Here is a 24,283-nt window from a genome sequence, read left to right as displayed (position 1 = left end):
ACGCTTCGGCCGATACCAAAACAATAGCCGCCACCGCTGACTGGATCAGCGGTGGCGGCTATTTTTTATGGGCGGGGCGAATTCCGCTGCCGGCCCCTACCGCAGCACCCATCCCTGTATGTTGCCCACCACGATCAGGCACACCTGCAGCAACACCAGCACCACCAGCGGCGACAGATCCACCCCGCCGAGGAGCGGCACCACGCGCCGCACGGGGCGCAGCAACGGCTCGCACAAGCGGGCAATCACGTCGGCAAGGGGTGAGCGCGTCTGAACCCACGAGAGCACGGCATAGACGATCAGCAGGCCGATCAGTCCGTAGATCGCCGCGCGCACCAGACCGAACACGGCCAGCCAGAGCAGCAGCACCAGGCCCGGGCCGGCGCCCAGCAGCAGCCAGAGCAACAGGTACTGCACCAGCTGGATCAAAATCGCCGCGACCAGGCTGGCCCAATCCCAGCGCCCCGTGGCAGGCACGATCCTGCGCAGGGGCAGGACCAGCCAGTCGCTCAGCGCGAAAACCAGTTGCCCGATAGGGTTGCCAAAAGGCACGCGCTGCAGCTGCATGTAAAGCCGCAGCAGGCAAGCCCCGGCAAGCAGGCCGCCCACCACGTCCAGCAGAAAAGAAGCGATCTGGTAAAGCATGAAACCTCGTGATGTGGAGAATCTGGGGCGATGGTGCGAAGGGTTCCGCCGTGGGATGATAGCGGGCCAACCCGCCTGCCCATGACCTTCGTGCCCCCACCTTCCGAGCCGTCATTGCCGCCGCTCACGCTGACCTCCCTGCCGCTCTTTCCGCTGGGGACCGTGCTGTACCCGGGCGGGATGCTCTCGCTTCGCGTCTTCGAGGTGCGCTATCTCGACATGGTGCGCAAATGCCAGCAGGCGGGCGCACCGTTCGGTGTCGTTGCCCTGACGAGCGGCCAGGAAGTGCGCCAGGCAGGTGCAGCGCCCGAGCAGTTCCACGATGCAGGAACGCTCGCGAACATTGCGGAGATCGACACGTCGCACCCTGGCCTCATCGTTCTGCGAGCCGAGGGCTCGGCCCGCTTTCGCATCGTGCGCCGCCACCTGCTGCCGCACGGCCTGTGGGTGGCCGACATCGAGCAGATGCCCCCGGATGTGCCGCTCCCCGTCCCGGAGGACCTGCGCAACACGGCCGCCGCGCTCGAGCAGGTGCTCGCACGCCTGCGCCACCGGGGTGCGGACGACCCCTCCAGCCTCCCCGACCCCACCCCCGAGCAACTGGGCGACTGCGGTTGGGTCGCCAATCGCTGGTGCGAACTGCTCCCCGTGCCGCTGGACCTGAAGCAGCAGCTCATGCAACTCGACAGCCCGCTGCTGCGCCTGGAACTCGTGGGAGACGTGCTGGAGCGCACGGGCATCGCGCCGTGAACACGAAGGGCGCAGCGGCCCGGCCTGGCGCGCCCCTGCCGTGAAGGTCCTGCAGGTCATCACCAAGGGCGAGGTCGGGGGCGCGCAGAGCCATGTGCTCACCCTCTGCCGGGAACTTGCCCGCCAGGGCGTTGCGGTCCAGGTGGCCATCGGCGGCGCCGAACCGCATCCGCCACTGGCCAATGCCCTGGAGGCTTCGCACCTCGCGGTGCATCGCGTCCCCGCGCTGGGCAATGCGCTCAACCCGGTGCACGTGGTGCGCGCCGCCTGGGCCCTGCGGGGCATCGTGCTCGAACAATCTCCGGATCTGCTCCATGCCCACAGTGCGATGGCCGGCGTCGTAGCCCGGTTGGCCGGTGCACTGACCCGCACCCCCGTGATCTACACCGTGCACGGCTTCGCCTTCAAGGCGGGACATCCCTGGAAGCGCCGCACAGTGGCCCTTGCCATGGAGTGGCTGCTGGCCCCGCTGACCCGGCGCATGATTTGTGTCTCGGACCATGAGCGCCGGCTGGCGCTCGTGTTACCGCTGCCTTCGCGGCGGGTGTCCGTCATCCACAACGGCGTCGAGGATGTGGCAGTCCCAGGCAATAGCGCAGCATCGACCGCCGAAGCGGCGCCGGCGATCGCGATGGTTGCCCGCATGGCACCGCCCAAGCGCCCGGACATCCTGCTGCACGCACTCGCCCAGTTGCGCGGCGCCCTGGGGCACGAAGTCCCCGCCACCTTTTTCGGCGGCGGCCCCGAGCTGGCAGCCCACCGCGCACTGGCCCATCGATTGGGCCTGCAAGCGGTGCGCTTCACCGGCGATGTGGATGATGTTGCGGCCCAACTGGCCAAGCACGCCATCTTCGTGCTGGCATCGGATCACGAAGGCCTGCCCATTTCGCTGATCGAGGCGATGCGTGCGGGCATGGCCATCGTGGCCAGCGATTTGCCGGGCATTCGCGAATTGCTGCCGGAGTCGGCTCATGCGCGCCTGGTGGCGCCCGATCCCGCAGCATGGGCCACGGCGTTGCGGCAACTGATAGAGTCGCCAGCACTGCGCGCCCGCATGGGCGCGGCAGCACGGCAACGCTACGAGCAGCACTACACCGCAAAGCGCATGGCTCTGGCCGTGCGCTCGGTCTACGCCGCGGCGACTTCGCGCACCCACTGACGATTCCATGAACAGCATTCCACGCCGCGAACTCGGCTCCTCCACGGCGCACCGACAGGGTGCCGTGCTGCGCTGGGCGCTGGGTGGCACCTTGATTCTGCTGGTGAGCTATCTGGCGGGGCTCGGCCTGGAGCGGTACGACTGGGTGACCTACCAGTTTCCGCAGACGGTGCTGTGGTGCGCCATTCCGTATGCCATGACCGCCCACTGGCTCTACAACGGCGCCTATCTGCCTCAGTTCGAGGGACGCCGCTTTCTCTTCGTCGCGACCGCAGCCCCCTACCTTGCCGCCCCGCTGGGTTTCGCCTTGCTGCAGCAGCCCTATTCCCGCGGCGCCGTTCTTCTCGTGTACCTGCTCTCGTCGGCATGGTTCCTGGTCGGCCATTGGCGCAACCGGAGGCACCAGGTGCTGTCCCTGGCCTATCTGGACGATACCGTGCCCCTGCGCCTTCGGGAGCTGCTGGGCGACACGGCCCAGGCCAGCCAGCACCACATCGCGCTGCTGCCCTGGACGCCCCTGGAAGAGTTCGGCACGGACACCGGCACAACCCACGCTGCCCCCCAATGGGCCGGCGTGGTGCTGGATCGCCATGCCCCCTCGAGCGCCGCACGCGAGCGATGGATCAGCGATTTGCGTCTGCAGCATGTGCGGCTCTACAGCGTGGAGGCCGTGGCCGAACTGCTGAGCGGCCGAAAAATATTGCCCCACCAGCAGACCCAGGACCTGTGGACCCTGGACGGCAACCCGGCCTACGACACCTTCAAGCGGCTGACCGACCTGCTCCTCACGCTGGCAGGGCTGCCGGTGTGGCTGCCGCTGTGCCTGGCCGCCGGCCTGGCGGTGAAGCTGGATTCGCCAGGGCCCATGCTTTTTTCCCAGATCCGCGTCGGCCGCAATGGCCGTGCGTTCCGCATCTGGAAGCTGCGCAGCATGCGCCATGCCGGCGACGACCGCACAGCGCGCTTTGCCCAGCCCAACGATGACCGGGTGACCTCCGTGGGCCGGTTCATCCGCCGCACCCGTCTGGACGAACTGCCCCAGCTATGGAATGTGCTGAAGGGCGAGATGAGCCTGATCGGTCCGAGGCCAGAGCAAACGGAGTTCGTGCGCGTGTTCGCCGACCGGATTCCCGCGTACCCCTACCGCCACCTCGTGCGCCCCGGACTGACGGGCTGGGCCCAGGTCCAGCAGGGTTACGCCGACAGCGAGGAGCAGACCGCCATCAAGCTCAGCTATGACCTCTATTACGTGGCGCACTATTCCGTGGCCCTGGACTTGCTGATTGCGTACAAGACGCTGCGCATCGTGGCGGGGGGATTTGGGTCGCGTTAGTTTCGTTCGGCGCTGGCAGTTCCAGAAAACGCGGCGAAGACTTCCGGCCTGCCCCATCCACCGCACCTCCCGCGGCTCATCCCCGCGCTTCGGGCGTTTCGAGGAAAGACCGATAGGTCTGGGCAATCCCGGTATCCAGCGGAATGCGCGCGCTCCAGCCACGGCGCCGCAACATGCCAACGTCCAGCAATTTGCGCAGCGTGCCATCGGGCTTGCTGGGGTCGAAAGCCAGCGTGCCCTCGAAACCGATCACGCCCATGATCCGCCGGGCCAGTTCTTCAATCGTCACGTCAGTTCCCGTGCCGACATTGAACAGGCCGTCCGTGATGTCGAGTTGCTCCATCAGGAACACACAGGCGTCTGCCATGTCGTCCACATGCATGAACTCCCGGCGCGGGCGCCCCGAGCCCCACAGCTTCATCACAGGGTCGCCACGCCGTTTCGCCTCATGGGCCTTGCGCAGCAAAGCAGGCAGCACATGCGAGGTGTTGAGGTCGTAGTTGTCGTTGGGGCCGTAGAGGTTCGTCGGCATCGCGCTCACGTAATGCCGGCCGTACTGACGGTTGAAACTCTCACAGAGCTTGATGCCCGCGATCTTGGCAATGGCATAGGGTTCGTTCGTGGGCTCGAGCGGACCCGTCAGCAAGTACTCCTCCTTGATCGGCTGTGGGCAGTCGCGCGGGTAAATGCAACTCGATCCCAGGAACAGCATCCGCTGCACATCGGCGGCATGCGCGGCATGGATCACGTTGGCCTCGATCATGAGGTTCTGATAGATGAAGTCTGCCCGCGACACGTTGTTGGCCTGTATGCCACCCACCTTGGCAGCGGCAAGGAACACGTAGTCGGGCTTTTCATGCGCCATGAAGGCATGTACCGCAGACTGATCCAGCAGGTCCAGCTCGGAATGCGTGCGCGTCACCAGGTTTTCGTAACCGCGCTCGGACAACTTGCGCACCAGGGCCGAGCCCACCATGCCACGGTGGCCTGCCACGTAGATCTTGGCTTTCCTGTCCATGTCCACCCTCGTCAACGTTGCCGTCATTCGTTGTAGTCGTAGGCAGAAAAACCGTACTTCTTGACCAGTTCGTCGCGCTGGGCGCTTTTCAGATCCTCGCGCACCATCTCGGCCACGAGTTCGCCAAATCCAATGCGCGGCGTCCAGCCGAGCTTCTCGCGCGCCTTGGTAGGATCGCCGAGCAACGACTCGACCTCCGTGGGTCGGAAGTATCTCGGGTCCACCTTGACAATGGCACGGCCCTGGGCGTCCCGGCCAACCTCGTCCACACCATGGCCCGACCATTCGATCTGCATGCCGAGCTCATGCGCCGCCGCCGAAACAAAGTCTCGCACGCTGTGCTGCACGCCCGTCGCGATGACGAAGTCTTCGGCCACCTCCTGCTGCATCATGAGCCACTGCATTTCCACGTAGTCCTTCGCGTGGCCCCAATCGCGCAGTGCATCGAGATTGCCAAGGTACAGGCAATCCTGCAGGCCCAGGTGGAGGCGCGCCATGGCGCGCGTGATCTTGCGCGTCACGAAGGTCTCGCCTCGCACGGGGCTTTCGTGGTTGAACAGGATGCCGTTGCAGGCATACATGCCGTAAGCCTCCCGATAGTTGACCGTGATCCAGTAGGCATAGAGCTTGGCCACGGCGTAGGGGCTGCGCGGGTAGAACGGCGTGCTTTCCTTCTGCGGCACTTCCTGCACCAGCCCATAGAGTTCGGAAGTGCTGGCCTGGTAGAAGCGCGTCTTGCGCTCCATGCCCAGGATGCGGATCGCTTCCAGGATGCGCAGCGTGCCAATACCGTCGACATTGGCCGTGTATTCGGGCGTCTCGAAGCTGACAGCCACGTGGCTCATGGCCGCGAGGTTGTAGATTTCATCGGGCTGTGATTGCTGGATGATGCGAATCAGGTTCGTGCTGTCGGCCAGATCACCATAATGCAGGATCAAATGGCGGTCAGTAATGTGGGGATCTTGATAGAGATGGTCGATGCGATCGGTATTGAACAACGATGCCCGGCGTTTTATGCCGTGCACGATGTAACCCTTGCCCAGCAGGAATTCGGCCAGATAGGCCCCGTCCTGGCCCGTGATGCCGGTGATAAGCGCGACTTTTTGCATGTATAGAGGTCAGGAAGACGACCCAATCATAGGCGCTGCGCTCTTTCATGTCCCTTAAGCGCAACATTCTGGCGAACTACGTCGGCTCGGGCGCGGTCGCGCTTGCGCCCATCCTCGCCCTGCCCTGGTATCTCGCTGCGCTGGGCCCCCTGCAATTCGGCTTCGTGGGCTTCGTCACGACGCTGCAGGCCGTACTCAACCTGCTCGACGCAGGCATGAGCCAGGCCTTGGTGCGCGAGATCTCGTTGCGTGCCGCCGGCGAAGGGGCGGCCAAGCCGCGCACAGCCGCACTGCTGTACGGCTTCGAGCGCATTTACTGGGCGCTCGCACTGCTGATCGGCCTCGGGCTGGTCCTGCTCGCAGCCCCGATCGCACGCCACTGGCTCCATCTGGATGAGGCCGCGAAGGCCAGCGGCCAGGCCGCGGTGATCGGAGCGGCCGCCATTTTCGCAACGATGTTCCCGGGATCGCTTTACCGTAGCCTTCTTGTCGGCACGGAACATCAGGTGGCACTGAACAAGATCCTGTTCGCTGCCACGCTGCTCCGCCACGGGGGCGCTGTTCTCGCCGTGACCACCTGGCCATCGCTGACCACCTATCTGGCCTGGCACGTCGCAGCAGGCCTGTTCGAAACCGCTCTACGTGCCCACGTTGCCTGGTCTGCAACCGGAACGCATCGTGGCGACGCACGGTGGCAAGGCGACGTGGTCCGCCAAGCCTGGCCGGCGATCGCCGGTCTCGCTGCCGCTTCGGGCCTGGGCGCACTCACGATGCAGCTGGACAAGGTGCTGCTCAGCAACCTGATACCGATCGCGGACTTTGGCTACTATGTGATCGCCTCTTCCGCAGCGGCGGGCGTGCTGCAGTTGGTGTACCCGCTGATGCAGGCAGTCCTGCCCCGCGCACTTCGCCTCAAGGACGACCCAGCCGCCCTTCGCCATCTGTACGGACGGCTCTTCGGACTGATCGCATTGGCCGCAGCCATCGGCATCGCCGTCTATGCCGTCGGAGGGGAACGGCTATTGGAGTGGTGGCTGAAGGACGGGCATGCCGTTTCGGTGGTCTACCCGCTGCTCGGCTGGCTGCTGTTCGGTGCCATCATCAACGCGTTCTACAACGTGGGCTACGCCCACTGGCTGGTGCGTGGAAAAATCCAGCGCATCCTGCAAGTCAACCTGCTGGCCGGGGTGCTGTGTCTGCTGGTCATTCCTCCCATGGTGTCGCGTTTCGGCATGGTTGGCGCGACATCGGGTTGGCTCATCATCAATTTCATCGGCTTTATCGCCAGTCTGCCCGGGCTCCTCAAGATCGACCATGAACGCTAAGCTGAAGAAGTTTTATTGGATCCTCTCGGAGCAGTTCGGCATCGACCCGCGTCGACTGCTGCGCTCGCTGCGCGGCACGCCGCGCTACCTGCGCGACCTTTTGCGCTTCCGACGCCAGTACCAAGGACGGCTCGAGCTCATGCCCTGCCTCCATGACTGGTACGAAGAGGGCGGTACGACCAAAAGCGAGTATTTCCTGCAGGATCTGCACGTGGCGCAGCAGATCCACCGGCATGGGCCGGAGCGCCATGTCGATATCGGGTCCCGTGTCGATGGTTTCGTGGCGCATATCGCCAGCTTTCGTGACATCGAAGTCTTCGATATCCGCGCCATCACCACGGAGCTGCCGAGCATCCGCTTCAAGCAGGCCGATCTGATGAACCCAGCCCCAGAACTGGCGAACTACTGCGATTCGCTGTCCTGCCTGCATGCCCTGGAGCATTTTGGACTTGGCCGCTATGGCGATGTGCTTGATCCCGCAGGCAGCGCCACAGGCCTGCGAAACATGGCCCATATCGTGCGTCCGGGTGGTCGGCTCTACCTTTCGGTGCCCGTCGGCATCGAACGCGTGCTGTTCAACGCCCACCGGGTTTTCTCGCCACGCAGCATCGTCCGAATGGCCGAAGCGGAAGGCCTTTCGCTGCGCCAGTTCGCGGCGGTTGGTGCCGAACGGCGCGTGATCGACTATCCGCATTGGGAAGCCGAACTGGACCGAATTGAGCAGCAGGACTACGCCCTCGGCATCTTCACCTTCGAGCGCATGCCCCCGCACACCGGCGATCCCATATGACGACCACACGTGTTTTTCTGCGCGGCGGGCTCGGCAATCAGTTCTTCGAATGGCTGCACGCGCTGACGCTGGCCGAGTCGGGAGCCGACGTTGCACTCGACACCAGCTTCCTGCGCAAAGTACCAGGCAACCAGGCCATCGGCGCGCTGGAATTGGCCAAGGTGTTCACTGACCTGCGATTGCCGACTCGCCGCACGGAAGGGCTGTGGCGTGTCGAGCGGGTGGTCGTGCGTGCAGCCCGGTTGCTGGGCCAACTCCACAATGATGCAACCCCTGCCCACGGCGATTGGCGTGCACGCTATCACTACGGCTACTACCAGCATCCCCGCCACCACAGCGAGCGCGCGCTGCGACAGGCACGCGAACTGCTGCGCCCGACGTTTCGCGCCGCACCCCCGGGCCTGTCACGCTATGCAGCCCTGCACGTGCGAGGGGGCGATTACGCTGCCTCGCGTTACAACCGCGAACAGATCGGACCGCTCGGCGCAGGCTACTACCGCGGCGTGCTGCAGGCACTGGAGCGCAGTTGGCCTGAACTGCAGTGGCTCGTCATTTCCGACGACTATGTCCACGCGCGGGCCATGCTTTCGCCGTTGGTGGCACCGGACCGCTGCCTGTTCCTCGACACCCACCTCGGCGGCAGGGAAACAGCCGACCAGGCATTGCAGGCCTTGATCAACGCCGACGTGCTGGCCTGTGCCAACAGTTCGTTCAGTGCGCTGGCTGGCTATGTGGGCCGTGCTCACACCGTGTTCGCGCCCACGCCGTGGTTCCGCGGCCTCGCGCTCACCGCGACCGACCCTTCATTGCCCTTGTGGCATCGACTCGACGCTGACTTCGCCATGGAACCATGAGCCTGCCGCGCGTCTCCGTTGTCATCCCCGTCTACAACGCCGAAGCGACCTTGCGGCGCGCTCTGGACTCGATACGCAACCAGACCTTGCCACCATTCGAGGTGATCTGCGTGGATGACGGCTCGCTCGACGGATCCGTCTCCTTGGCGGAGCACTATGACACCGCAGGCGCCTTCGTGCTGCGTGTGGTGAAGCAGCCGTGCAACGCAGGCGCTGCAGCCGCGCGCAACCGCGGCCTGGACCTGGCTGCCGGCGAGGTCGTCGCCTTTCTGGACGCAGACGACATCTGGTCGCCCGACAAACTCGGGCGCCAACTACACGCCATGCACAACCAAGGCCTGGACCTGATCGGGGGCCACTCCGGGGTGATCGCACAGAAAATACCGGCCTTCGTGCTGGAGAGTGCGTCTCAACCGCTGACTACCCGCGTTGTCGGCCTGGTCCCTGCCATGCTGTCGAATCCGTTTCACACGTCCTCCGTGCTGGTGCGGCGCGATGCGCGCGTGCGCTTTCCCGACAATGGCCAACTCAGCGAAGACTACGCACTGTGGCTGCAGCTGATCGCGGCCGGCTGGCGCTGTGCACACCACTCCCAGCAGCTGTCGTTCATGTACAAGCCTGCCTTCGGCAGCTCCGGCCTGAGCGCACAGCTATGGCGCATGCAGCGCGGTGAGCTGGCTGCGCTCGGCGCCGTCGGCCGACGCGGGCATCGGGGCGCGCTGGCGCTGGCGCTGCCGGTCTCTTGCTTGAAGTTCGGCGTCAGGCTGTTACGCACTTGGCTGCGCTAGGGCCGCTGGTCTGACTTGGCTCTTAAAATGGCCGGTTTCGTCGCGCGACGCCTCTCTTCGCCATCATTAATCTATGTCCGACAATCCCACCCCTGCCATTGACCACAACCAGCTCATCGCCGAGCGCCGCGAAAAACTCAAGGCCCTGCGGGAGGCCCAGGCAGCAGGCAAGGGCGTGGCGTTTCCCAACGATTTCAAGCCCGCGCACCATGTGGCGGACCTGCAGGCGCAGTACGCCGAAAGCGTGGCCGATGCACTCGAGGCGAGCCCTGTCACCGTGAGCGTCGCTGGCCGGATGATGCTCAAGCGCGTGATGGGCAAGGCCAGCTTCGCCACCGTGCAGGACGGCTCGCTGGGCACGACGGGGGGTCGCCTGCAGCTGTACGTCACGCGCGATGCGCTGGGTGAAGAGCTGTACGCCGCTTTCAAACACTGGGACCTGGGCGACATCGTGGGTGCCGAAGGCACGCTCATGAAGACCAAGACCGGCGAGCTGTCGATCAAGGTCACCACGCTGCGCCTGCTCACCAAGAGCCTGCGGCCCATGCCGGACAAGTTCCACGGCGTGGCCGACCAGGAGGTGAAATACCGCCAGCGCTACGTGGACCTGATGACCGATGAGACCGCGCGCAGCCGTTTCATCGCCCGCAGCAAGGCCGTGAGTGGCCTGCGCGAGTTCATGGTGCAGCACGGCTTCCTGGAAGTGGAAACGCCCATGCTGCACCCGATTCCCGGCGGCGCGAATGCCAAGCCGTTCGTCACCCACCACAACGCGCTGGAGCAGGAGATGTACCTGCGCATCGCGCCCGAGCTGTATCTGAAGCGCCTGGTGGTGGGCGGCTTCGAGCGGGTGTTCGAAATCAACCGCAACTTCCGCAACGAAGGCATCTCGGTGCGCCACAACCCCGAGTTCACCATGATGGAGTTCTACGCGGCCTACTGGAACTACCGCGACTTGATGGACTTCACCGAGCAGCTGGTGCGCGATGCGGCCATGAAGGCGGCCGGCACGCTGCAGCTGACCTACGGCGGCCGCGAGGTGGACCTTTCCCAGCCTTTCCAGCGGCTGACCATCCGCGAGGCGATCTTCCAGTACACCGAAGCCGGCGCCCATGTGGACGATGCCGCCTGGCTCGTCAGCGCCCTCAAGAAGCTGGGGCTGAGCGAAGAGAAGAACCAGCTGTCCAAGCGCACGCTCGCCAGCCTGCAGGTGCTGTACTTCGAAGAAACGGTGGAGGACAAACTCTGGCAGCCCACCTTCATCATGGAGCACCCGACCGAGATCAGCCCCCTGGCCCGGGCCAACGACACGCGCCCTGAAGTGACCGAGCGTTTCGAGCTCTACATCACCGGTCGCGAGTTCGGCAACGGCTTTTCCGAGTTGAACGACGCCGAGGACCAGGCCGCGCGCTTTCAGGCGCAGGTCGCGGCCAAGGATGGCGGCGACGACGAGGCCATGTTCTTCGACCACGACTTCGTGCGGGCGCTCGAGTACGGCATGCCTCCCACGGGTGGTTGCGGTATCGGCATCGATCGGTTGATGATGTTGCTCACCGACAGCCCCAGCATCCGCGACGTGATCCTGTTCCCCGCCCTGCGCCGCGAACATTGATCGGCTGGGGACTGCGGCCTTTGCGGCCGAAAGGCCTGCACCTGCCTTCAGGAAAGGGACCGTGATGACCACCACCCATCCCACCCCACTGCCCCCCGGTGGGGGCCGCATCGAGGACACCATGCCCTTCACCGTGCTGGTCGTGGAGGATCAGGCCTCCCTGCGCGCGGTGCTGGTGGCGGAACTGCGCAATGCCGGCGTCGTCGATGTGCTGGAGGCTGCGTCGGGCGACAAGGCGCTCGACCTGTTCCAGTTGCACCGGCCGGACCTGGTGCTTCTGGACATCCGCCTGTCCGACCACAACGACGGCTATTGGGTCGCGCAGCAGATGCGCGAGGCCGAACCCGGGGGCTGGACGCCCATCATCTTTCTCTCCGGCCTGGACGGCGACCTGGACGTGTGGCGCGGCATCGAGTCGGGCGGCGACGACTACCTGGTCAAACCGGTCAAGCCGATCGTCCTCGTTGCCAAGCTTCGCGCCATGCGGCGTCTGCTGGACATGCGCCGCCGGCTGGTGTCGCTGTCGCAGGAGCTGCACCTGGCCAATCAGCGGCTCAATGAGATGGTCGAGGTGGATGCCCTGACCGGGCTGGTGAACCGCCGCGGCCTGGACCGCATCCTGCACAACGAGATCGCCGCGGCGCGGCGGGAGGGCGAGCCGCTCACCCTGATGCTATGCGACCTGGACCACTTCAAGCGCTACAACGATTCCGCCGGCCACCTGCAGGGCGATGCCTGCCTGAAGGACGTGAGCCGCCTGCTGCGCGACGTGTGCACGCGCCCGCGCGATGTGGCGGCACGCTACGGCGGCGAGGAGTTCGCCCTCATCCTGCCCGGCACGCCCCGCTCCGGCGCGATGACCTTTGCACGGGCGCTGGGCAAGCTGCTGTCCGTGCGCGCCCTGCCTCACCCCAATTCGCCGCTCGGCCCGACGCTCACGCTGTCCGGCGGCATCACCACCTGCGTCCCTGACGAAGGCACCAGCGCGGAGGCCATGCTGATGCGCGCGGACCAGGCGCTGTATGCCGCCAAGGCCCAGGGACGCGCCCGCTTTTTCAGCTTCGAGATGCAGATGGACACCGTCGAGCAGCTGCGCGGCTGACAGGAGACCTTTTGCCGAACGACTGGACCTTCATGCTGCGCCTGCAACCTTACCTGCCCGACTGGATCCGGGACTGGCTCGACATCATCGTGCCGGGCCTGCAGATCCTCCTGATCCTGATCGTCGCCGTGGTGCTGCAGCGCACACTGCGACGGCTGGTGGGGCGTGCCGGCCACCATTACCAGTGGCCCATCGAGATGATGGTGCCGATCAACGGCCTGCTGCGCTGGATCATCATGGGCAGCGCGCTGCTGCTCGTGCTGGAGCGCCTGGGTGTTTCCGCCACCGTGCTGTGGACCGCCTTCACCGGATTCGCCACCGTGGGTGCCGTGGCCTTCTTCGCCGCGTGGAGCGTGCTGTCCAACCTGTTCTGCGCGCTGCTCATCTTCACCGTGGGCCCGTTCCGCCTGGGCGACTACATCGAGGTGTTGGACACGGCGGAAAAACCGGGTGCCAAGGGGCGCGTGATCGACATCAACCTGCTCTACACCACCCTGGAAGACTTCGACACGGGGCCGGACGGCGCACTGCTGCAGATTCCCAATACCCTGATCTTCCAGCGCGTGGTGCGGCGTTGGAAGGGCGGGCCTCCGCGCAGGGCGGATGCCGCGCCGGAAGACGCTGCCTCGGCCGAGGCCTCTTCCAGCCTGGAAACGGTCTGACCCTGCCAGGTCTGCTGCCGGCTCACGCAAGGCCGCAGCGATTTTCAGCGTGGCAGGCACCACGTGCCGGCCATTCAGCTTTCGCCGTGCCGGCGCCCTTCGGGCCGGTGGGCCGCTTCCGGCCCATGGCCATGCTGCGCTGGCGCCGGCGAGGCATGGGGCGGCTGCACGGCGACGGGTCGGGGTGCGGCCGGCCCGTGCGGCATCGCAGGCATGGGCCGCTGCATGGTGGGTGGCGGCATGTTGTGCGGGGCACGTTCCGCCGCGCCCTGGGCCTGCCCTTGCGGCGCCATGTGCTGAACATGCTCGGGCCTCGGCAGGGCCCGCTGTGCCTGTGCCTGTGCCTGTGCCTGTGCCTGTGCCTGTGCCTGTGCCTGTGCCTGTGCCTGTGCCTGTGCCTGTGCCTGTGCCTGTGCCTGTGCCTGTGCGCCGGGGCCGGCCCCCATCTGTACGCGCGGATTCTCCCGGTGGGGCTCCCGGCTCGAAGCGCCCGGCACCACCCCTGGTGCGGTCAGCGCGTGCGGCGCCATCCCTTCCGGTCTGTTGGACGGCAACGCCACCTCGCGGTGCGGCTGTGCTGCCCCGGGCACTGCCCGCGGGTCTGCAGCAGCATGGGCCTGCATTGGGGGTTGGCCAGGAACGCTGGGCAGCGCTGCCCGCGGGGCATGCACCCGCTCCTCCGCGCGCCCGGCGTTCTGGAATTCACGCGCCCCCTGGGGTCGCTGCGGAGGCACCATGGCCTGAACCTGCGGCGATGGCACCACGGCAGACTGGCCTGGCGGCACAAGATGCCGGTCCTGGCCCGGAGCGTGCGGCAGCATGGCCGCCTGCGCCATGGCATGGTGGTCGCGGTCTGGCGGGACACGCGATGCCATCGGATTCATGGCCGGCATCGGAGCGGCCGGCGCTGCCGGCATCGCGGCCGCCACGGCCGCAGGACGGCCACCGTCCGGTGCACGCTCGTAGATGTTGTTCACGGTGACTCGGTTGTGGATGTTCTCCACCACCGTGCGGGACTGCGAGATGTAGGTGTTGCCCCGGTACACCACGGCGGGACGCACCACCGGCGGCGGCAAGGGCGCGCCCTGGACCCAGGCCGCGCGCTCCGGTGGCCGACCCCAGTTGACGCCCCAGGCATCCCAGCCCCAATGGTGGTGGTGCGATGCGACCGCGCCCACCAGCACACCGACGCCGAAGGCCAGCGCGCCCACGGCCACGGGGTCGGGCCCCACGGCCACCCCTGACGAATAGACCGGGGCGGGCGCGGCCCAGCGATAGCTCGAGTACAGCGGCACCGGCGTGCCATACACCACCTGCGGGTCATAGCGCGGCACGTACACCGCCTGGACGTCGGCCGGTTCGATGGAGATATAGATGGGCGGCGGCACCACCACCGTGGGCCCGCTATAGACGGCCACGGGTTGCTGCAGGTCCGCCGGTGGCGGTGGGCTCGGCGGCGCGGCCGTGACGGTGGCCACGCGCAGGTGCGGCGAGCTTTTGAGCGTGCCCGCCTTGCTGGCGCGCGAGCGCATGACCTGGATGGCGTTCATCACGTCCGTCGGGTCGTTGTAGTAGGCCTTGCCCAGCGCCACCGTCCAGGGCAGGTTGGAGGCCATCTGCTCCAGCACGTTCGGGAAGGCGGTCAGCGACTTGATGCTCGGGTCCCACGGTTGCTGGTCCACCGCATCCGTCAGCGCGGCAGCCTTCAGCGACGGGTTTTGCCCCAGCCAGGTTTCCGCGGCCGTGACCTGGTCGGGGTAGGTCGCACCGGCCAGCACCTGCGCCACCAGCTTGTCCGGATACAGCGCGATGGGAGCAACCATCTGGTAGAGCGCATCCGCGCTGGGAGGCGTGTAGCGGACGGCCACGGGCGCGGCCTCCGGCGCAGCCACGGGCGCTGCCGCGGCGGATGGCGCGGGTGGCGGCACCCTCGGAGAAGAGTTCTGGCGATTGCAGGCGGTCAGGGCACAAACGGCGATGAGCGACAGCGCCATGCCGCTCGATGCGCGCTGCAGGCCCGCAGTGCGGAGGGATGTGGGTGCGGTCGCCGCCGGTTGGAGCGGCAAGGCGGCGTGGGTTTGGGAAGCACGAGGGTCTGCAAGGGGCGCCATGGTTTTTCTCCTGAACCATCCACCGTGGGCCGATGCGAAAACCCGGTCCGGCGTGCGTCGGCACTTCGTCGGCAGATGGTCTCTTCAGAACGGCACGTTATGCCTCGCGTTGACCGCCAGTTGTAGGCCAATGTTCGTCGTGCGCTGTCGGCCCTCGCCCCGGTGCCAGTCACTGCGAAGGCTGGAAACAGCGTTTTTCGCGGTTAATGGCAATGCGGGAGGCGACTTTTCCCTTTGAAGGCACCAGCCAGCCACCGGACGCAGCGGTGGGCCGCACAACGATTGGTTACCAATGCGCCGAGAAAGCCGCCCCGCTCATGGCAACAGTTCGAGCGCCTGCAGATAGGCGGGCTGCAGCATCAGTTCGTCCCAGGGCTGGGGCAGCGTTTCCGGCAGCAGCGCCACGCGGCGGGATTCGCTGTCGGGGCTGGCATGCCAGCGGCCATCGTCACAGGCCTGCTGCAATCCCTCCAGCAGTTCGTCCAGCGCTTCGCCTTGGCGGTCGCCCTCGCCCACGAGGCTCTGGTTGCACAGCAGCACCAGGTCGCAGCCCGCATCGAGCGCCGCCACGGCCGCATCGGTGTAGCTCACCGTCTGGCCGTCGATGCGGCGCGCGCCTTCCATGCTCAGGTCGTCGCTGAAGACCGCCCCGTCGAAACGCAGTTGCTGGCGCAGGATGTCCTGCAGCCAGCGCCGCGAAAAACCCGCCGGCCGGCTGTCCACCTTGGGGTAGATCACGTGGGCGGGCATCACGCTGGTGAGCGTGCTCGACAGCCAGGGGTACGGCGCCGCGTCGTCAGCCAGCAGGGCTTTCAGGCTGCGCGGGTCCACGGGAATGTCCGTGTGCGAATCGGCGCGAACGAAGCCATGCCCCGGAAAATGCTTGCCGCAATTGGCCATGCCCGCCTGCAGCAGACCGTGCATGAGGCTTTTGGCCAGCAGGGCCACCACGCGCGGATCGCGGTGGAAGGCCCGGTCGCCGATCACGCTGCTGCGGGAAACACCGGGCCGCTGCACGCGTCCCGCGCTGCCTCGGGGCGCCTCATCGGACCAGTCCAAGTCCAGCACCGGCGTGAAGCTGAAGTCCACGCCGCACGACCGCAGCTCGCTGCCCAGCACGTAGCCGGCGGCGGTCGCCGCATTGGTGGCGCGCAGCGCGCCGCTGCCCGGCACGGCCTTGGCGCCCCGGCCGTCGCCCTGCATCCACAGCTCGCCGAACGCCCGCATGGGCGGCAGCTGGGTGAAGCCATCGCTGCGAAAGCGCTGCACGCGGCCGCCTTCGTGGTCCACGCAGATCAGCAGATCGTCCCGCACGGCCTTGATGGCGCTGGTGAGCGCCAGCAACTGCGCGCGATCCTGCCAGTTGCGCGTGAACAGGATCACGCCGCCCGTGAGCGGGTGCGCCAGGCGGCGGCGGTCCGCCGCGGTGAGTTCGGTGCCGGCAACGTCGAGGATGAGGGGGGCGTGTTCGAAAGTCATGGCCAGGGGTTCACTCACTTTTTAATAGCAATCCAGGCAATACCGCATTGCGGTGGGGCCTTATTTCTTTTCGACCACGCAAAAGCTCGCCGCGTAGTCGGATTCGTCGGTCACGCTCAGGTGGCACTGCAGGCCCTGGGCCTCGAACCATTCCTTGAGCGCGCCGTGCAGCACGATCACCGGCTGCCCGCTGGGCAGCTTGGCCACCTCGCAGTGCCGCCAGGTCATGGGCATGCGCATCCCCATGCCGATGGCCTTGCTGAAAGCCTCCTTGGCCGAGAACCGGGTGGCGAGGTAGCGCACGCCGCGTTCGGGCCAGCGCGCGCCGCGCTCGCGCCAGGTGGACAGCTCGCCCTCGGCCAGCACCTTCTCGGCGAAGCGGTCGCCGTGGCGCTCCAGGCTGGCGCGGATGCGGCGGATGTCGCAGATGTCGGTGCCGATGCCGTAGATCATGTTTCAGGGTCCAATCTGCCTCCAAGGCATGAAAATCGCCGGCATATTGCTATCAAATCAGGAGCATTTGGCAGCCATGCCCTCTTCGATGCAGCGCTGGTAGGCCTGCACCGTGGCGGCATAGCCCAATTCCAGCGCATCGGCGATGAGCGCGTGCCCGATGGACACCTCCAACAATCCGGGCACGCCCTGCACGAAGGCGGCCAGGTTGTCGCGGTTCAGGTCGTGCCCGGCGTTCACGCCCAGGCCGGCATCCAGGGCGGCCTGGGCCGCCGCGCGGTAGCGCTCCAGTTCGGCGGCCTGGCCTCCGGTGCCCCAGGCGGCGGCATAGGGCTCGGTGTACAGCTCCACGCGGTCGGCGCCCACGGCACGGGCGGCGGCCATCTGGGCGGGCAGCGGGTCCATGAACAGGCTCACGCGCACGCCCAGTCGGTGGCATTCGGCGATCAGCGGCGCCAGCCGCTCGGCATCCTGCGGAAAGCTCCAGCCGTGGTCGCTGGTGAACTGGTCTTCGCTGTCGGGCACGAAGGTGGCCTGCTGCGGCCGCACCTCGCGGATGAAATCCATGAGGTTCTGCGACGGGTTGCCCTCGATGTTGAATTCGCGGTCCGGCCAGTCCTTCATCAGCGCGGCCAAGTCGTGCACGTCGCCAGCCCGGATGTGGCGCTCGTCCGGCCGCGGATGCACCGTGATGCCCTGGGCGCCCGCCTGCAGGCACAGCAGCGAAGCGCGCGTGACGCTGGGAATGCCCAGGTGGCGCGTGTTGCGCACCAGGGCCACCTTGTTGACATTGACCGACAGGGCGGTGCGGGCGGGAGCGGCGGAGGAAAGGGTCATAGCGATTGCAGGTCCATCATGAGCTGGCGCGTGCGCAGCACCGGGCTGCCGCAATGGTATTGCAGCAGCGTGCGCAACTGGGGTTTGAGTTCGGCCGCCATCGGCGTGCCGGCCTGGGCGATCACGCGCAGCGTGGCGGTGTAGCTGGCGCCCTCGCCCGCCTCCAGCGCGCGCTGCAGCGCCAGCCATTGCGCGCCGGCCAGCGTGGCGCGGTCGGTGGCTGTTGCGGCGCGCAGCCCGGCCTCGGGCACCAGCGTGTACCGGGTGGGTGGCTGCAAGGGCGCCAGCGTGACCGTTTCGGCGCCCAGGCTGGGCAGCAGCCCGATCTCGCGCAGCAGCAGCAGTTCGAAGCTGCGCAGCACGGGTTCGAGCGCATCGCCGTGCTCGCTGCCGAGCACCCGCACCACGCCGGCATAGGCGTCGAACAGAGGCGCATGGGCATCCTCGCGGGCCATCAGGCGCATCAGCAGTTCGTTGAGGTACAGACCCGACAGCAACGCATCGCCCGTGGGCATGACGTGCCCGCCCACCCACTCCGCGCCCTTGAGCGCATGGATCTCGCCCTGTCCATCGCCCGACAGGGTGTAGTTGACCCGCAGTGGTTGCAGCGGCAGCAGCACGGGGCGAAAGTTGGAGGTGGGCTTCTTGGCGCCCTTGGCGACCAGCGCGACCCGGCCATGGTGCCGCGTGAACACATCCAGGATCAGGCTGGACTCGCTCCAGTCGTAGCGGTGCAGCACATAGGCGGGTTCGTCGGCAATACGGCGCACAGCCATGGGTTGCTATTCTTTCAATAGCGACCAGTGCTTGATGGACAAGCGCTGGATGAGGGTTTTCTTTGGGTCGGGCACCCGGCACACGGGTGCGCCGAGCCCCGGGGTGGCCCACGGCGCCGAGGCCGCCGAAGCAGCGCAGGGTCGATTCACTCGTAGCCGAACGAGCGCACGCGCGCTTCGTCGTCGGCCCAGCCGGAACGCACCTTGACCCAGATCTCGATGAACACCTTGGCGTCCATGAGCTTTTCCAGCTCTTGCCGCGCTTCGGTGCCGATGCGCTTGAGGCGCTCGCCCTTCTCCCCGATCACCATGGCTTTGTGGCCGTCGCGCTCCACCACGATGGTGGCGGCGATGCGGATCATGCGGCTCTTGGTCTTGCCCTTTTCTTCCTCGAACTTGTCGATGACGACGGTCGAGGTGTAGGGCAATTCGTCCCCCGTGAAGCGAAACAGCTTCTCGCGCACCGTCTCCGAGGCCAGGAACTTCTCGCTGCGGTCGGTCAGCTCGTCCTCGGCATACCACCAGGCCTGCTCGGGCAGGTACTTGGCGCAGATGCCGAACAGGCGCTCGATGTCGCCCTTGTTCTTGGCCGACATGGGCACGAACTCGGCGAACGGATGGCGCTCCTGCATGCCCTTGAGCCACGGCGCGATTTCCGCGCGGCGGTGCACCGTATCGAGCTTGTTGGCGATCAGCAGCGTGGGGATGCCAGGCTTGAACAGCGACAGCACCTTGGCATCGGCCAGCGTGAAGCTGCCGGCCTCGACCACGAAAAGAATCAGGTCCACATCGCCGATGGCGCCCATCACCGTCTTGTTGAGCGACTTGTTGAGCGCCGTGCTGTGCTTGGTCTGGAAGCCCGGCGTGTCGACGAACACGAACTGCGTCTGCTCCATCGTGCGGATGCCGGTGATCCGGTGGCGCGTGGTCTGCGCCTTGCGCGAGGTGATGCTGATCTTCTGCCCCACCAGCGCATTGAGCAGCGTGGACTTGCCCACATTGGGCTTGCCCACGATGGCGATCAGGCCGCAACGCTGGCCGGTGGCATCCGCCGGGGCGCTGGCCGGCTTGGCGGCTGCCAGCATCGCTTCCAGGTCATTTTGGCCGTCAGCGCTAGATTCATCTGCGCCACCAGCTACATTTTTTGTAGCATCTTCATTCATGGATTCTTCGCTTTCAATAGGACCAGCATGGCCGCTGCCGCCGCCTGCTCGCCTGCCCGGCGTGAGCCGCCGATGCCGCGCTCGGTCAGGCCCAGTTCGGAGATTTCGCACTCCACATCGAAGGTCTGGCGGTGTGCAGCCCCCACCGTACCCACCACCCGGTACTGCGGCAACTTCATTTTGCGACCCTGCAGCCACTCCTGCAACGCGGTTTTGGGGTCCTTGGCGGCCGCCTCCATCTGCGGGTTGATCTCCACGCTCTGGAAGAGCCGGTGCACCAGGGCCTCGGCCTGCAGGTACCCGGCATCGAGGTACACCGCGCCGATGAGCGCCTCCAGCGCGTCGGCCAGGATGGATGGCCGCAGCTTGCCGCCCGATTTGGCCTCGCCCTCGCCCAGGCGCAGCACGTCGGGCAGCTTCAGGCGCAATGCCAGTTCATGGAGGGTCTCCTGCCGGACCAGATTGGCCCGCACGCGGGACAAATCACCCTCGGGCAGATCGCGCAGGCGCTGGTACAGCAGGCTCGACACCGCCAGGCTGAGGACGGAATCGCCCAGGAACTCCAGGCGCTCATTGTGGTCGGCGGAAAAGCTGCGGTGCGTGATGGCGCGCTGCAGCAGCGAAGGATCGGAGAAAGCATGCTGCAGGCGGTCCTGCAGTGCGGAAAGGCTGGGTTGCACCGACTACTTGGTCTGTTCTTGGAATCGATAAACGAGATAGGCCGGGCCGGCCAGGGCGATCTCGCGCGAGTAGCTGAAGGACACGACGATCTTCTCGTTGCGCTTGGTCACCTCGAGGTCCTTGCCCTGGACCGAGCTGATGTTGTCGATCGATGCGGCACGGTCGAAGATGGCGCGCACGTCCGGCACTGAACTGCCTTCCCGCGCGGCCTTGTTGGCGGCCTTGCTGATGGCCTGGTACTCCAGGAAGATCGGCACCGACTGCCCGCCGATGGCAAAGGCGGCCACGGCCAGCAGGCCGATGAAAATCAGTCCGATGAACGACAGGCCGCGCTGGCGCGCGCGGCTGGCGGTACGGTGCAATGCCATGGTAATCTACCCCTCTTTGGTATTGGCGGTGGTGAAACGTGCGAAGCCGGTGCTCAGCGAAACGGACCGATGCGCTTGAGGTTGCCGAAGTTCATCCAGACGAAGAAGGCCTTGCCCACGATGTTGGCGTCCGGCACGAAGCCCCAGTAGCGCGAATCGAGGGAGTTATCCCGGTTGTCGCCCATCATGAAATACTGGCCCTCGGGCACCTTGCACACCACCCCCTCGACGCTGTAGCGGCAGTTCTGGCGGTTCGCGAAATCGCTGGCGCCCTGGACGAAGGCCGGCACGTCGGGGTTGTTGATCATGCGGTGGCGGTGGTCGCCCAGCTGCTCTTCGAACTGCTTGAAGTAGCGCATCGTGTCTTCGTCGAAGAAGTCCGGCACGGCGGAGGTTTCCACCACCTGCCCATTCACCGTGAGGCGCTTGTTCAGGTAGGCCACTTCGTCGCCGGGCACGCCCACCACGCGCTTGATGTAGTCCATGCTGGGCTGGGGCGGGTAGCGGAACACCATCACATCGCCGCGCTGGGGCGCATTGCCCTGCGTGAGCTTGGTGTTGATGACGGGCAGGCGGATGCCGTAGGTGAACTTGTTCACCAGGATCAGGTCGCCCACCAGCAGCGTGGGAATCATCGAGCCCGAGGGAATCTTGAACGGCTCGAACAGGAACGAGCGCAGCAGGAACACCACGGCGATCACCGGGAACAGGCCGGCGGTCCAGTCCAGCCACCAGGGCTGCATCAGGATGCGGTCCTTGGCCTCCTGCACGTCGCCGTCCACCTTCTGGATGCCCATGCGGTCCAGTTCGGCGCGCCGCTGCGCCGCCGCATCTTCGATCGCCTGGGCCGCCCTGCGGCGGCGTGGCAGGAAGACCAGCCGCTCGGCCAGCCAATAGGCGCCCGTCACCACGGTGGCCAGGAACAGCAGCAGGGCGAAATTGCCTTCGATGGCCCCCATGTACCAGGCCCCGACATAGGCCACGAAGGCGGCGAGGATCACGGAGGTCACGTATTGCATGGCCTGCATCTCAGTCTTCCACCTGCAAAATGGCCAGGAACGCTTCCTGGGGCACTTCCACCGAACCGATCTGCTTCATGCGTTTCTTGCCTGCTTTTTGTTTCTCGAGAAGCTTGCGCTTGCGGCTGATGTCGCCGCCGTAGCATTTTGCCAGCACGTTCTTGCGCAACGCCTTGATGGTTTCGCGCGCGATGATGTTCGCGCCGATCGCCGCCTGGATGGCCACGTCGTACATCTGGCGGCTGATGATCTCGCGCATCTTGGCCACCACGGCACGGCCGCGGTACTGCGACTGCGAGCGGTGCACGATGATGGACAGCGCATCGACCTTCTCGCCGTTGAGCAGGATGTCCACCTTCACCACGTCGGAAGCTCGGTACTCCTTGAATTCGTAGTCCATCGATGCATAGCCGCGCGACACCGACTTGAGCTTGTCGAAGAAGTCCAGCACGATCTCGCCCAGCGGCATCTCGTAGGTCAGCATGACCTGGCGGCCGTGGTAGGCCATGTTCATCTGCACGCCACGCTTCTGGTTGGCCAGCGTCATCACCGGGCCGACGTAGTCTTGCGGCATGTAGAGATGCACCGTCACGATGGGCTCGCGCACCTCCTCCAGTCGGCCCTGGTCGGGCATCTTGGAGGGGTTCTCGACCATCACCACTTCGCCGTCGGCCTTCACCACCTGGTAGACCACGCTGGGCGCGGTCGTGATCAGGTCCTGGTCGAACTCGCGCTCCAGGCGTTCCTGCACGATTTCCATGTGCAGCAGGCCCAGGAAGCCGCAGCGAAAGCCGAAGCCCAGCGCCTGGCTGACTTCGGGCTCGTAGTGCAGCGAGGCATCGTTGAGCTTGAGCTTTTCCAGCGCATCGCGCAGCGAGTCGTACTCGCTCGCTTCGGTCGGGTACAGGCCGGCAAACACCTGGGGCTGGATTTCCTTGAACCCCGGCAGCGCTTCGGTCGCCGGACCGGCATTGTTGGGCAGCTTCTTTTCCAGCGTGATGGTGTCGCCCACCTTGGCGGCCTGCAGTTCCTTGATGCCGGCAATGATGTAGCCCACCTGGCCGGCGTCGAGCGAGTTGCGCGATTCGTTCGCGGGCGTGAACACACCCAGGTTGTCGGCGTTGTACACCGCGCCGCTGGCCATCATCTTGAAGCGCTCGCCCTTCAGCAGGCGGCCATCGACCACGCGCACCAGCATCACGACGCCGACGTACGGATCGAACCAACTGTCGATGATCATCGCGCGCAGCGGGCCATCGGCCTCGCCGCGCGGCGCAGGCACCTTGGCCACGATGGCTTCGAGAATCTCATCGATGCCCATGCCCGTCTTGGCAGAGCAGGGAATCGCATCGGTCGCATCGATGCCGATCACGTCCTCGACTTCGGCCTTCGCGTTGTCGGGATCCGCGTTCGGCAGGTCCATCTTGTTCAGCACGGGCACCACTTCCACGCCGAGGTCCAGCGCGGTGTAGCAGTTGGCCACGGTCTGGGCTTCCACGCCCTGCGACGCATCGACGACCAGCAGCGCACCTTCGCAGGCCGAAAGCGAGCGCGAGACTTCATACGAGAAGTCCACGTGGCCCGGAGTGTCGATCAGATTGAGGTTGTAGATCTGGCCGTCTTTGGCCTTGTATTGCAGCGCCGCCGTCTGCGCCTTGATGGTTATCCCACGCTCTTTTTCGATGTCCATCGAGTCGAGCACCTGGGCTTCCATATCACGCTCGGCAAGCCCGCCACAGCGCTGAATCAAGCGATCCGCCAAGGTCGATTTGCCATGGTCGATGTGCGCAATGATGGAAAAATTTCTGATGTGGTTCATCAAGGGAAAGCGACAAGTGATTGAATTAAAACGGAGCGCACAAGAAAAAAGGGCGCGTCAAATGGTGACGCGCCCTGAACCAACAATCATTTGGCAACTGCGATGGTTGGAACTTCATTGTAGGCAAAAAGGCCGAGAGGGAAAGTCCGCCCGAGAAGGTTCAGAAGGCGTTGCCGGCTTGCAACGCGCATTTTATACACAGCTTATTCACAAAACGCTTTCCACTTCCGGAATAACTTGTGGGCACACTGTGGATCACCTGTGAATGGTTAAAGACCATCCCACATGGTGGCGCAGAATTGAATCGATATGCAGTTAAGCCGTGCAAAGCAGGCGCCATTCTATCGAAAACGATCAATGGAAATGCCGCGCAAAAACGTTGAGGGACCAAACCGGATTTCTGCGCAAAGGCCCCAAACCCCACTTTGGG

Annotated in this window: 24 protein-coding genes; 11 read left to right on the top strand and 13 right to left on the bottom strand. The window is 65.6% G+C overall.

The annotated features are described in order from the left end of the window. Positions 1 to 96: 96 nt before the first annotated feature. Positions 97 to 645 (bottom strand): YggT family protein, encoded by a 549-nt coding sequence (locus AVME950_RS12540; RefSeq protein ID WP_284430069.1) that lies wholly within the window; start codon positions 643 to 645, stop codon positions 97 to 99. A gap of 81 nt (positions 646 to 726) precedes the next feature. Between AVME950_RS12540 and AVME950_RS12535 the strand changes: the two genes are divergently transcribed. The 3 genes from AVME950_RS12535 to AVME950_RS12525 are packed head-to-tail and all read left to right on the top strand — an operon-like array spanning position 727 to position 3,887. Continuing rightward, positions 727 to 1,395: an LON peptidase substrate-binding domain-containing protein gene (locus AVME950_RS12535; protein ID WP_284430068.1), complete on the top strand. Its 669-nt coding sequence runs from the start codon at positions 727 to 729 to the stop codon at positions 1,393 to 1,395. Positions 1,396 to 1,435: 40 nt separating this feature from the next. Continuing rightward, positions 1,436 to 2,554, top strand: coding sequence for a glycosyltransferase (locus AVME950_RS12530; RefSeq protein WP_284430067.1), 1,119 nt, complete (start codon positions 1,436 to 1,438; stop codon positions 2,552 to 2,554). Between the two features lie 7 nt (positions 2,555 to 2,561). Next, the gene (locus tag AVME950_RS12525) at positions 2,562 to 3,887 is read left to right on the top strand and encodes a sugar transferase (RefSeq protein ID WP_284430066.1); all 1,326 of its coding nucleotides are present in this window, start codon (positions 2,562 to 2,564) and stop codon (positions 3,885 to 3,887) included. 76 nt (positions 3,888 to 3,963) lie between these two features. On the opposite strand, the gene AVME950_RS12520 is transcribed toward AVME950_RS12525, so the two are convergent. Continuing rightward, positions 3,964 to 4,905: a GDP-L-fucose synthase family protein gene (locus AVME950_RS12520; RefSeq protein ID WP_284424286.1), complete on the bottom strand. Its 942-nt coding sequence runs from the start codon at positions 4,903 to 4,905 to the stop codon at positions 3,964 to 3,966. 23 nt (positions 4,906 to 4,928) lie between these two features. Continuing rightward, complete coding sequence (gene gmd, locus AVME950_RS12515; protein WP_284430065.1) at positions 4,929 to 6,014, bottom strand: GDP-mannose 4,6-dehydratase; 1,086 nt, start codon at positions 6,012 to 6,014, stop codon at positions 4,929 to 4,931. A 47-nt stretch (positions 6,015 to 6,061) separates the two neighbouring features. On the opposite strand from gmd, the gene AVME950_RS12510 reads away from it, so the two are divergent. The 7 genes from AVME950_RS12510 to AVME950_RS12480 all read left to right on the top strand — a co-directional run bounded on the left by AVME950_RS12510 (position 6,062) and on the right by AVME950_RS12480 (position 13,147). Then, positions 6,062 to 7,339, top strand: a complete 1,278-nt coding sequence (locus tag AVME950_RS12510) for a lipopolysaccharide biosynthesis protein (RefSeq protein WP_284430064.1) — start codon at positions 6,062 to 6,064, stop codon at positions 7,337 to 7,339. Further along, entirely contained in the window at positions 7,329 to 8,129 is an 801-nt protein-coding gene (locus tag AVME950_RS12505; RefSeq protein ID WP_284430063.1) for a DUF268 domain-containing protein, read from the top strand. The genes AVME950_RS12510 and AVME950_RS12505 overlap by 11 nt, the downstream gene beginning before the upstream one ends. Continuing rightward, entirely contained in the window at positions 8,126 to 8,983 is an 858-nt protein-coding gene (locus AVME950_RS12500) for an O-fucosyltransferase family protein (protein ID WP_284430062.1), read from the top strand. Before AVME950_RS12505 ends, AVME950_RS12500 begins: the two co-directional genes overlap by 4 nt. Further along, positions 8,980 to 9,771, top strand: coding sequence for a glycosyltransferase family 2 protein (locus tag AVME950_RS12495; protein ID WP_284430061.1), 792 nt, complete (start codon positions 8,980 to 8,982; stop codon positions 9,769 to 9,771). Before AVME950_RS12500 ends, AVME950_RS12495 begins: the two co-directional genes overlap by 4 nt. 73 nt (positions 9,772 to 9,844) lie before the next feature. Further along, positions 9,845 to 11,383 (top strand): lysine--tRNA ligase, encoded by a 1,539-nt coding sequence (gene lysS, locus AVME950_RS12490; protein ID WP_284430060.1) that lies wholly within the window; start codon positions 9,845 to 9,847, stop codon positions 11,381 to 11,383. Between the two features lie 64 nt (positions 11,384 to 11,447). Then, positions 11,448 to 12,485, top strand: a complete 1,038-nt coding sequence (locus AVME950_RS12485) for a GGDEF domain-containing response regulator (protein ID WP_372588250.1) — start codon at positions 11,448 to 11,450, stop codon at positions 12,483 to 12,485. A 32-nt stretch (positions 12,486 to 12,517) separates the two neighbouring features. Then, complete coding sequence (locus tag AVME950_RS12480) at positions 12,518 to 13,147, top strand: mechanosensitive ion channel family protein (RefSeq protein ID WP_284430246.1); 630 nt, start codon at positions 12,518 to 12,520, stop codon at positions 13,145 to 13,147. A 74-nt stretch (positions 13,148 to 13,221) separates the two neighbouring features. Here the strand turns inward: AVME950_RS12480 and AVME950_RS12475 are convergent, their stop codons facing one another. From AVME950_RS12475 to lepA, 10 genes are all read right to left on the bottom strand, one after another. After that, positions 13,222 to 15,213 (bottom strand): DUF3300 domain-containing protein, encoded by a 1,992-nt coding sequence (locus AVME950_RS12475; protein ID WP_284430059.1) that lies wholly within the window; start codon positions 15,211 to 15,213, stop codon positions 13,222 to 13,224. Between the two features lie 360 nt (positions 15,214 to 15,573). Further along, on the bottom strand, positions 15,574 to 16,737 hold the full coding sequence (gene nagZ / locus AVME950_RS12470; RefSeq protein WP_284430058.1) for a beta-N-acetylhexosaminidase: 1,164 nt from the start codon (positions 16,735 to 16,737) through the stop codon (positions 15,574 to 15,576). Between the two features lie 60 nt (positions 16,738 to 16,797). Beyond that, the gene (acpS, locus tag AVME950_RS12465; RefSeq protein WP_284407044.1) at positions 16,798 to 17,190 is read right to left on the bottom strand and encodes a holo-ACP synthase; all 393 of its coding nucleotides are present in this window, start codon (positions 17,188 to 17,190) and stop codon (positions 16,798 to 16,800) included. A 57-nt stretch (positions 17,191 to 17,247) separates the two neighbouring features. Next, positions 17,248 to 18,027 (bottom strand): pyridoxine 5'-phosphate synthase, encoded by a 780-nt coding sequence (locus AVME950_RS12460; protein WP_284430057.1) that lies wholly within the window; start codon positions 18,025 to 18,027, stop codon positions 17,248 to 17,250. After that, complete coding sequence (gene recO / locus AVME950_RS12455) at positions 18,024 to 18,803, bottom strand: DNA repair protein RecO (protein WP_284395947.1); 780 nt, start codon at positions 18,801 to 18,803, stop codon at positions 18,024 to 18,026. The genes AVME950_RS12460 and recO overlap by 4 nt, the downstream gene beginning before the upstream one ends. Positions 18,804 to 18,949: 146 nt before the next feature. Further along, on the bottom strand, positions 18,950 to 19,966 hold the full coding sequence (era, locus tag AVME950_RS12450; RefSeq protein ID WP_284430056.1) for a GTPase Era: 1,017 nt from the start codon (positions 19,964 to 19,966) through the stop codon (positions 18,950 to 18,952). Further along, the gene (rnc, locus tag AVME950_RS12445; RefSeq protein ID WP_284395950.1) at positions 19,963 to 20,646 is read right to left on the bottom strand and encodes a ribonuclease III; all 684 of its coding nucleotides are present in this window, start codon (positions 20,644 to 20,646) and stop codon (positions 19,963 to 19,965) included. Before rnc ends, era begins: the two co-directional genes overlap by 4 nt. Positions 20,647 to 20,649: 3 nt before the next feature. Beyond that, the gene (locus AVME950_RS12440) at positions 20,650 to 21,015 is read right to left on the bottom strand and encodes a DUF4845 domain-containing protein (RefSeq protein WP_284395952.1); all 366 of its coding nucleotides are present in this window, start codon (positions 21,013 to 21,015) and stop codon (positions 20,650 to 20,652) included. Between the two features lie 53 nt (positions 21,016 to 21,068). After that, on the bottom strand, positions 21,069 to 22,043 hold the full coding sequence (gene lepB, locus AVME950_RS12435) for a signal peptidase I (RefSeq protein ID WP_284395954.1): 975 nt from the start codon (positions 22,041 to 22,043) through the stop codon (positions 21,069 to 21,071). A 1-nt stretch (position 22,044) separates the two neighbouring features. Next, positions 22,045 to 23,853: a translation elongation factor 4 gene (lepA, locus tag AVME950_RS12430; protein WP_284430055.1), complete on the bottom strand. Its 1,809-nt coding sequence runs from the start codon at positions 23,851 to 23,853 to the stop codon at positions 22,045 to 22,047. Between lepA and AVME950_RS12425 the strand changes: the two genes are divergently transcribed. Continuing rightward, positions 23,843 to 24,118, top strand: a complete 276-nt coding sequence (locus AVME950_RS12425; RefSeq protein WP_284430054.1) for a hypothetical protein — start codon at positions 23,843 to 23,845, stop codon at positions 24,116 to 24,118. The genes lepA and AVME950_RS12425 overlap by 11 nt on opposite strands. Positions 24,119 to 24,283: the final 165 nt, after the last annotated feature.

Origin of the sequence: Acidovorax sp. SUPP950 (genome assembly GCF_030158935.1) — a bacterium.
GTDB lineage: Bacteria > Pseudomonadota > Gammaproteobacteria > Burkholderiales > Burkholderiaceae_C > Paracidovorax.
Note: the sequence above shows the minus strand (reverse complement) of the source record. Positions and strands in the feature narration are given on the sequence as shown.

Excerpts from the sequence above, each read along its gene's own strand:
- recO (WP_284395947.1), bottom strand. The coding sequence starts at position 18,803 with ATGGCTGTGCGCCGTATTGCCGACGAACCCGCCTATGTGCTGCACCGC.
- era (WP_284430056.1), bottom strand. The coding sequence starts at position 19,966 with ATGAATGAAGATGCTACAAAAAATGTAGCTGGTGGCGCAGATGAATCT.
- AVME950_RS12520 (WP_284424286.1), bottom strand. The coding sequence starts at position 4,905 with ATGGACAGGAAAGCCAAGATCTACGTGGCAGGCCACCGTGGCATGGTG.
- AVME950_RS12425 (WP_284430054.1), top strand. The coding sequence starts at position 23,843 with ATGTGGTTCATCAAGGGAAAGCGACAAGTGATTGAATTAAAACGGAGC.
- AVME950_RS12440 (WP_284395952.1), bottom strand. The coding sequence starts at position 21,015 with ATGGCATTGCACCGTACCGCCAGCCGCGCGCGCCAGCGCGGCCTGTCG.
- AVME950_RS12505 (WP_284430063.1), top strand. The coding sequence starts at position 7,329 with ATGAACGCTAAGCTGAAGAAGTTTTATTGGATCCTCTCGGAGCAGTTC.
- AVME950_RS12485 (WP_372588250.1), top strand. The coding sequence starts at position 11,448 with ATGACCACCACCCATCCCACCCCACTGCCCCCCGGTGGGGGCCGCATC.
- lysS (WP_284430060.1), top strand. The coding sequence starts at position 9,845 with ATGTCCGACAATCCCACCCCTGCCATTGACCACAACCAGCTCATCGCC.
- AVME950_RS12500 (WP_284430062.1), top strand. The coding sequence starts at position 8,126 with ATGACGACCACACGTGTTTTTCTGCGCGGCGGGCTCGGCAATCAGTTC.
- acpS (WP_284407044.1), bottom strand. The coding sequence starts at position 17,190 with ATGATCTACGGCATCGGCACCGACATCTGCGACATCCGCCGCATCCGC.
- lepB (WP_284395954.1), bottom strand. The coding sequence starts at position 22,043 with ATGCAGGCCATGCAATACGTGACCTCCGTGATCCTCGCCGCCTTCGTG.
- AVME950_RS12460 (WP_284430057.1), bottom strand. The coding sequence starts at position 18,027 with ATGACCCTTTCCTCCGCCGCTCCCGCCCGCACCGCCCTGTCGGTCAAT.
- nagZ (WP_284430058.1), bottom strand. The coding sequence starts at position 16,737 with ATGACTTTCGAACACGCCCCCCTCATCCTCGACGTTGCCGGCACCGAA.
- AVME950_RS12525 (WP_284430066.1), top strand. The coding sequence starts at position 2,562 with ATGAACAGCATTCCACGCCGCGAACTCGGCTCCTCCACGGCGCACCGA.
- AVME950_RS12495 (WP_284430061.1), top strand. The coding sequence starts at position 8,980 with ATGAGCCTGCCGCGCGTCTCCGTTGTCATCCCCGTCTACAACGCCGAA.
- AVME950_RS12535 (WP_284430068.1), top strand. The coding sequence starts at position 727 with ATGACCTTCGTGCCCCCACCTTCCGAGCCGTCATTGCCGCCGCTCACG.
- AVME950_RS12540 (WP_284430069.1), bottom strand. The coding sequence starts at position 645 with ATGCTTTACCAGATCGCTTCTTTTCTGCTGGACGTGGTGGGCGGCCTG.
- AVME950_RS12510 (WP_284430064.1), top strand. The coding sequence starts at position 6,062 with ATGTCCCTTAAGCGCAACATTCTGGCGAACTACGTCGGCTCGGGCGCG.
- gmd (WP_284430065.1), bottom strand. The coding sequence starts at position 6,014 with ATGCAAAAAGTCGCGCTTATCACCGGCATCACGGGCCAGGACGGGGCC.
- lepA (WP_284430055.1), bottom strand. The coding sequence starts at position 23,853 with ATGAACCACATCAGAAATTTTTCCATCATTGCGCACATCGACCATGGC.
- AVME950_RS12480 (WP_284430246.1), top strand. The coding sequence starts at position 12,518 with ATGCTGCGCCTGCAACCTTACCTGCCCGACTGGATCCGGGACTGGCTC.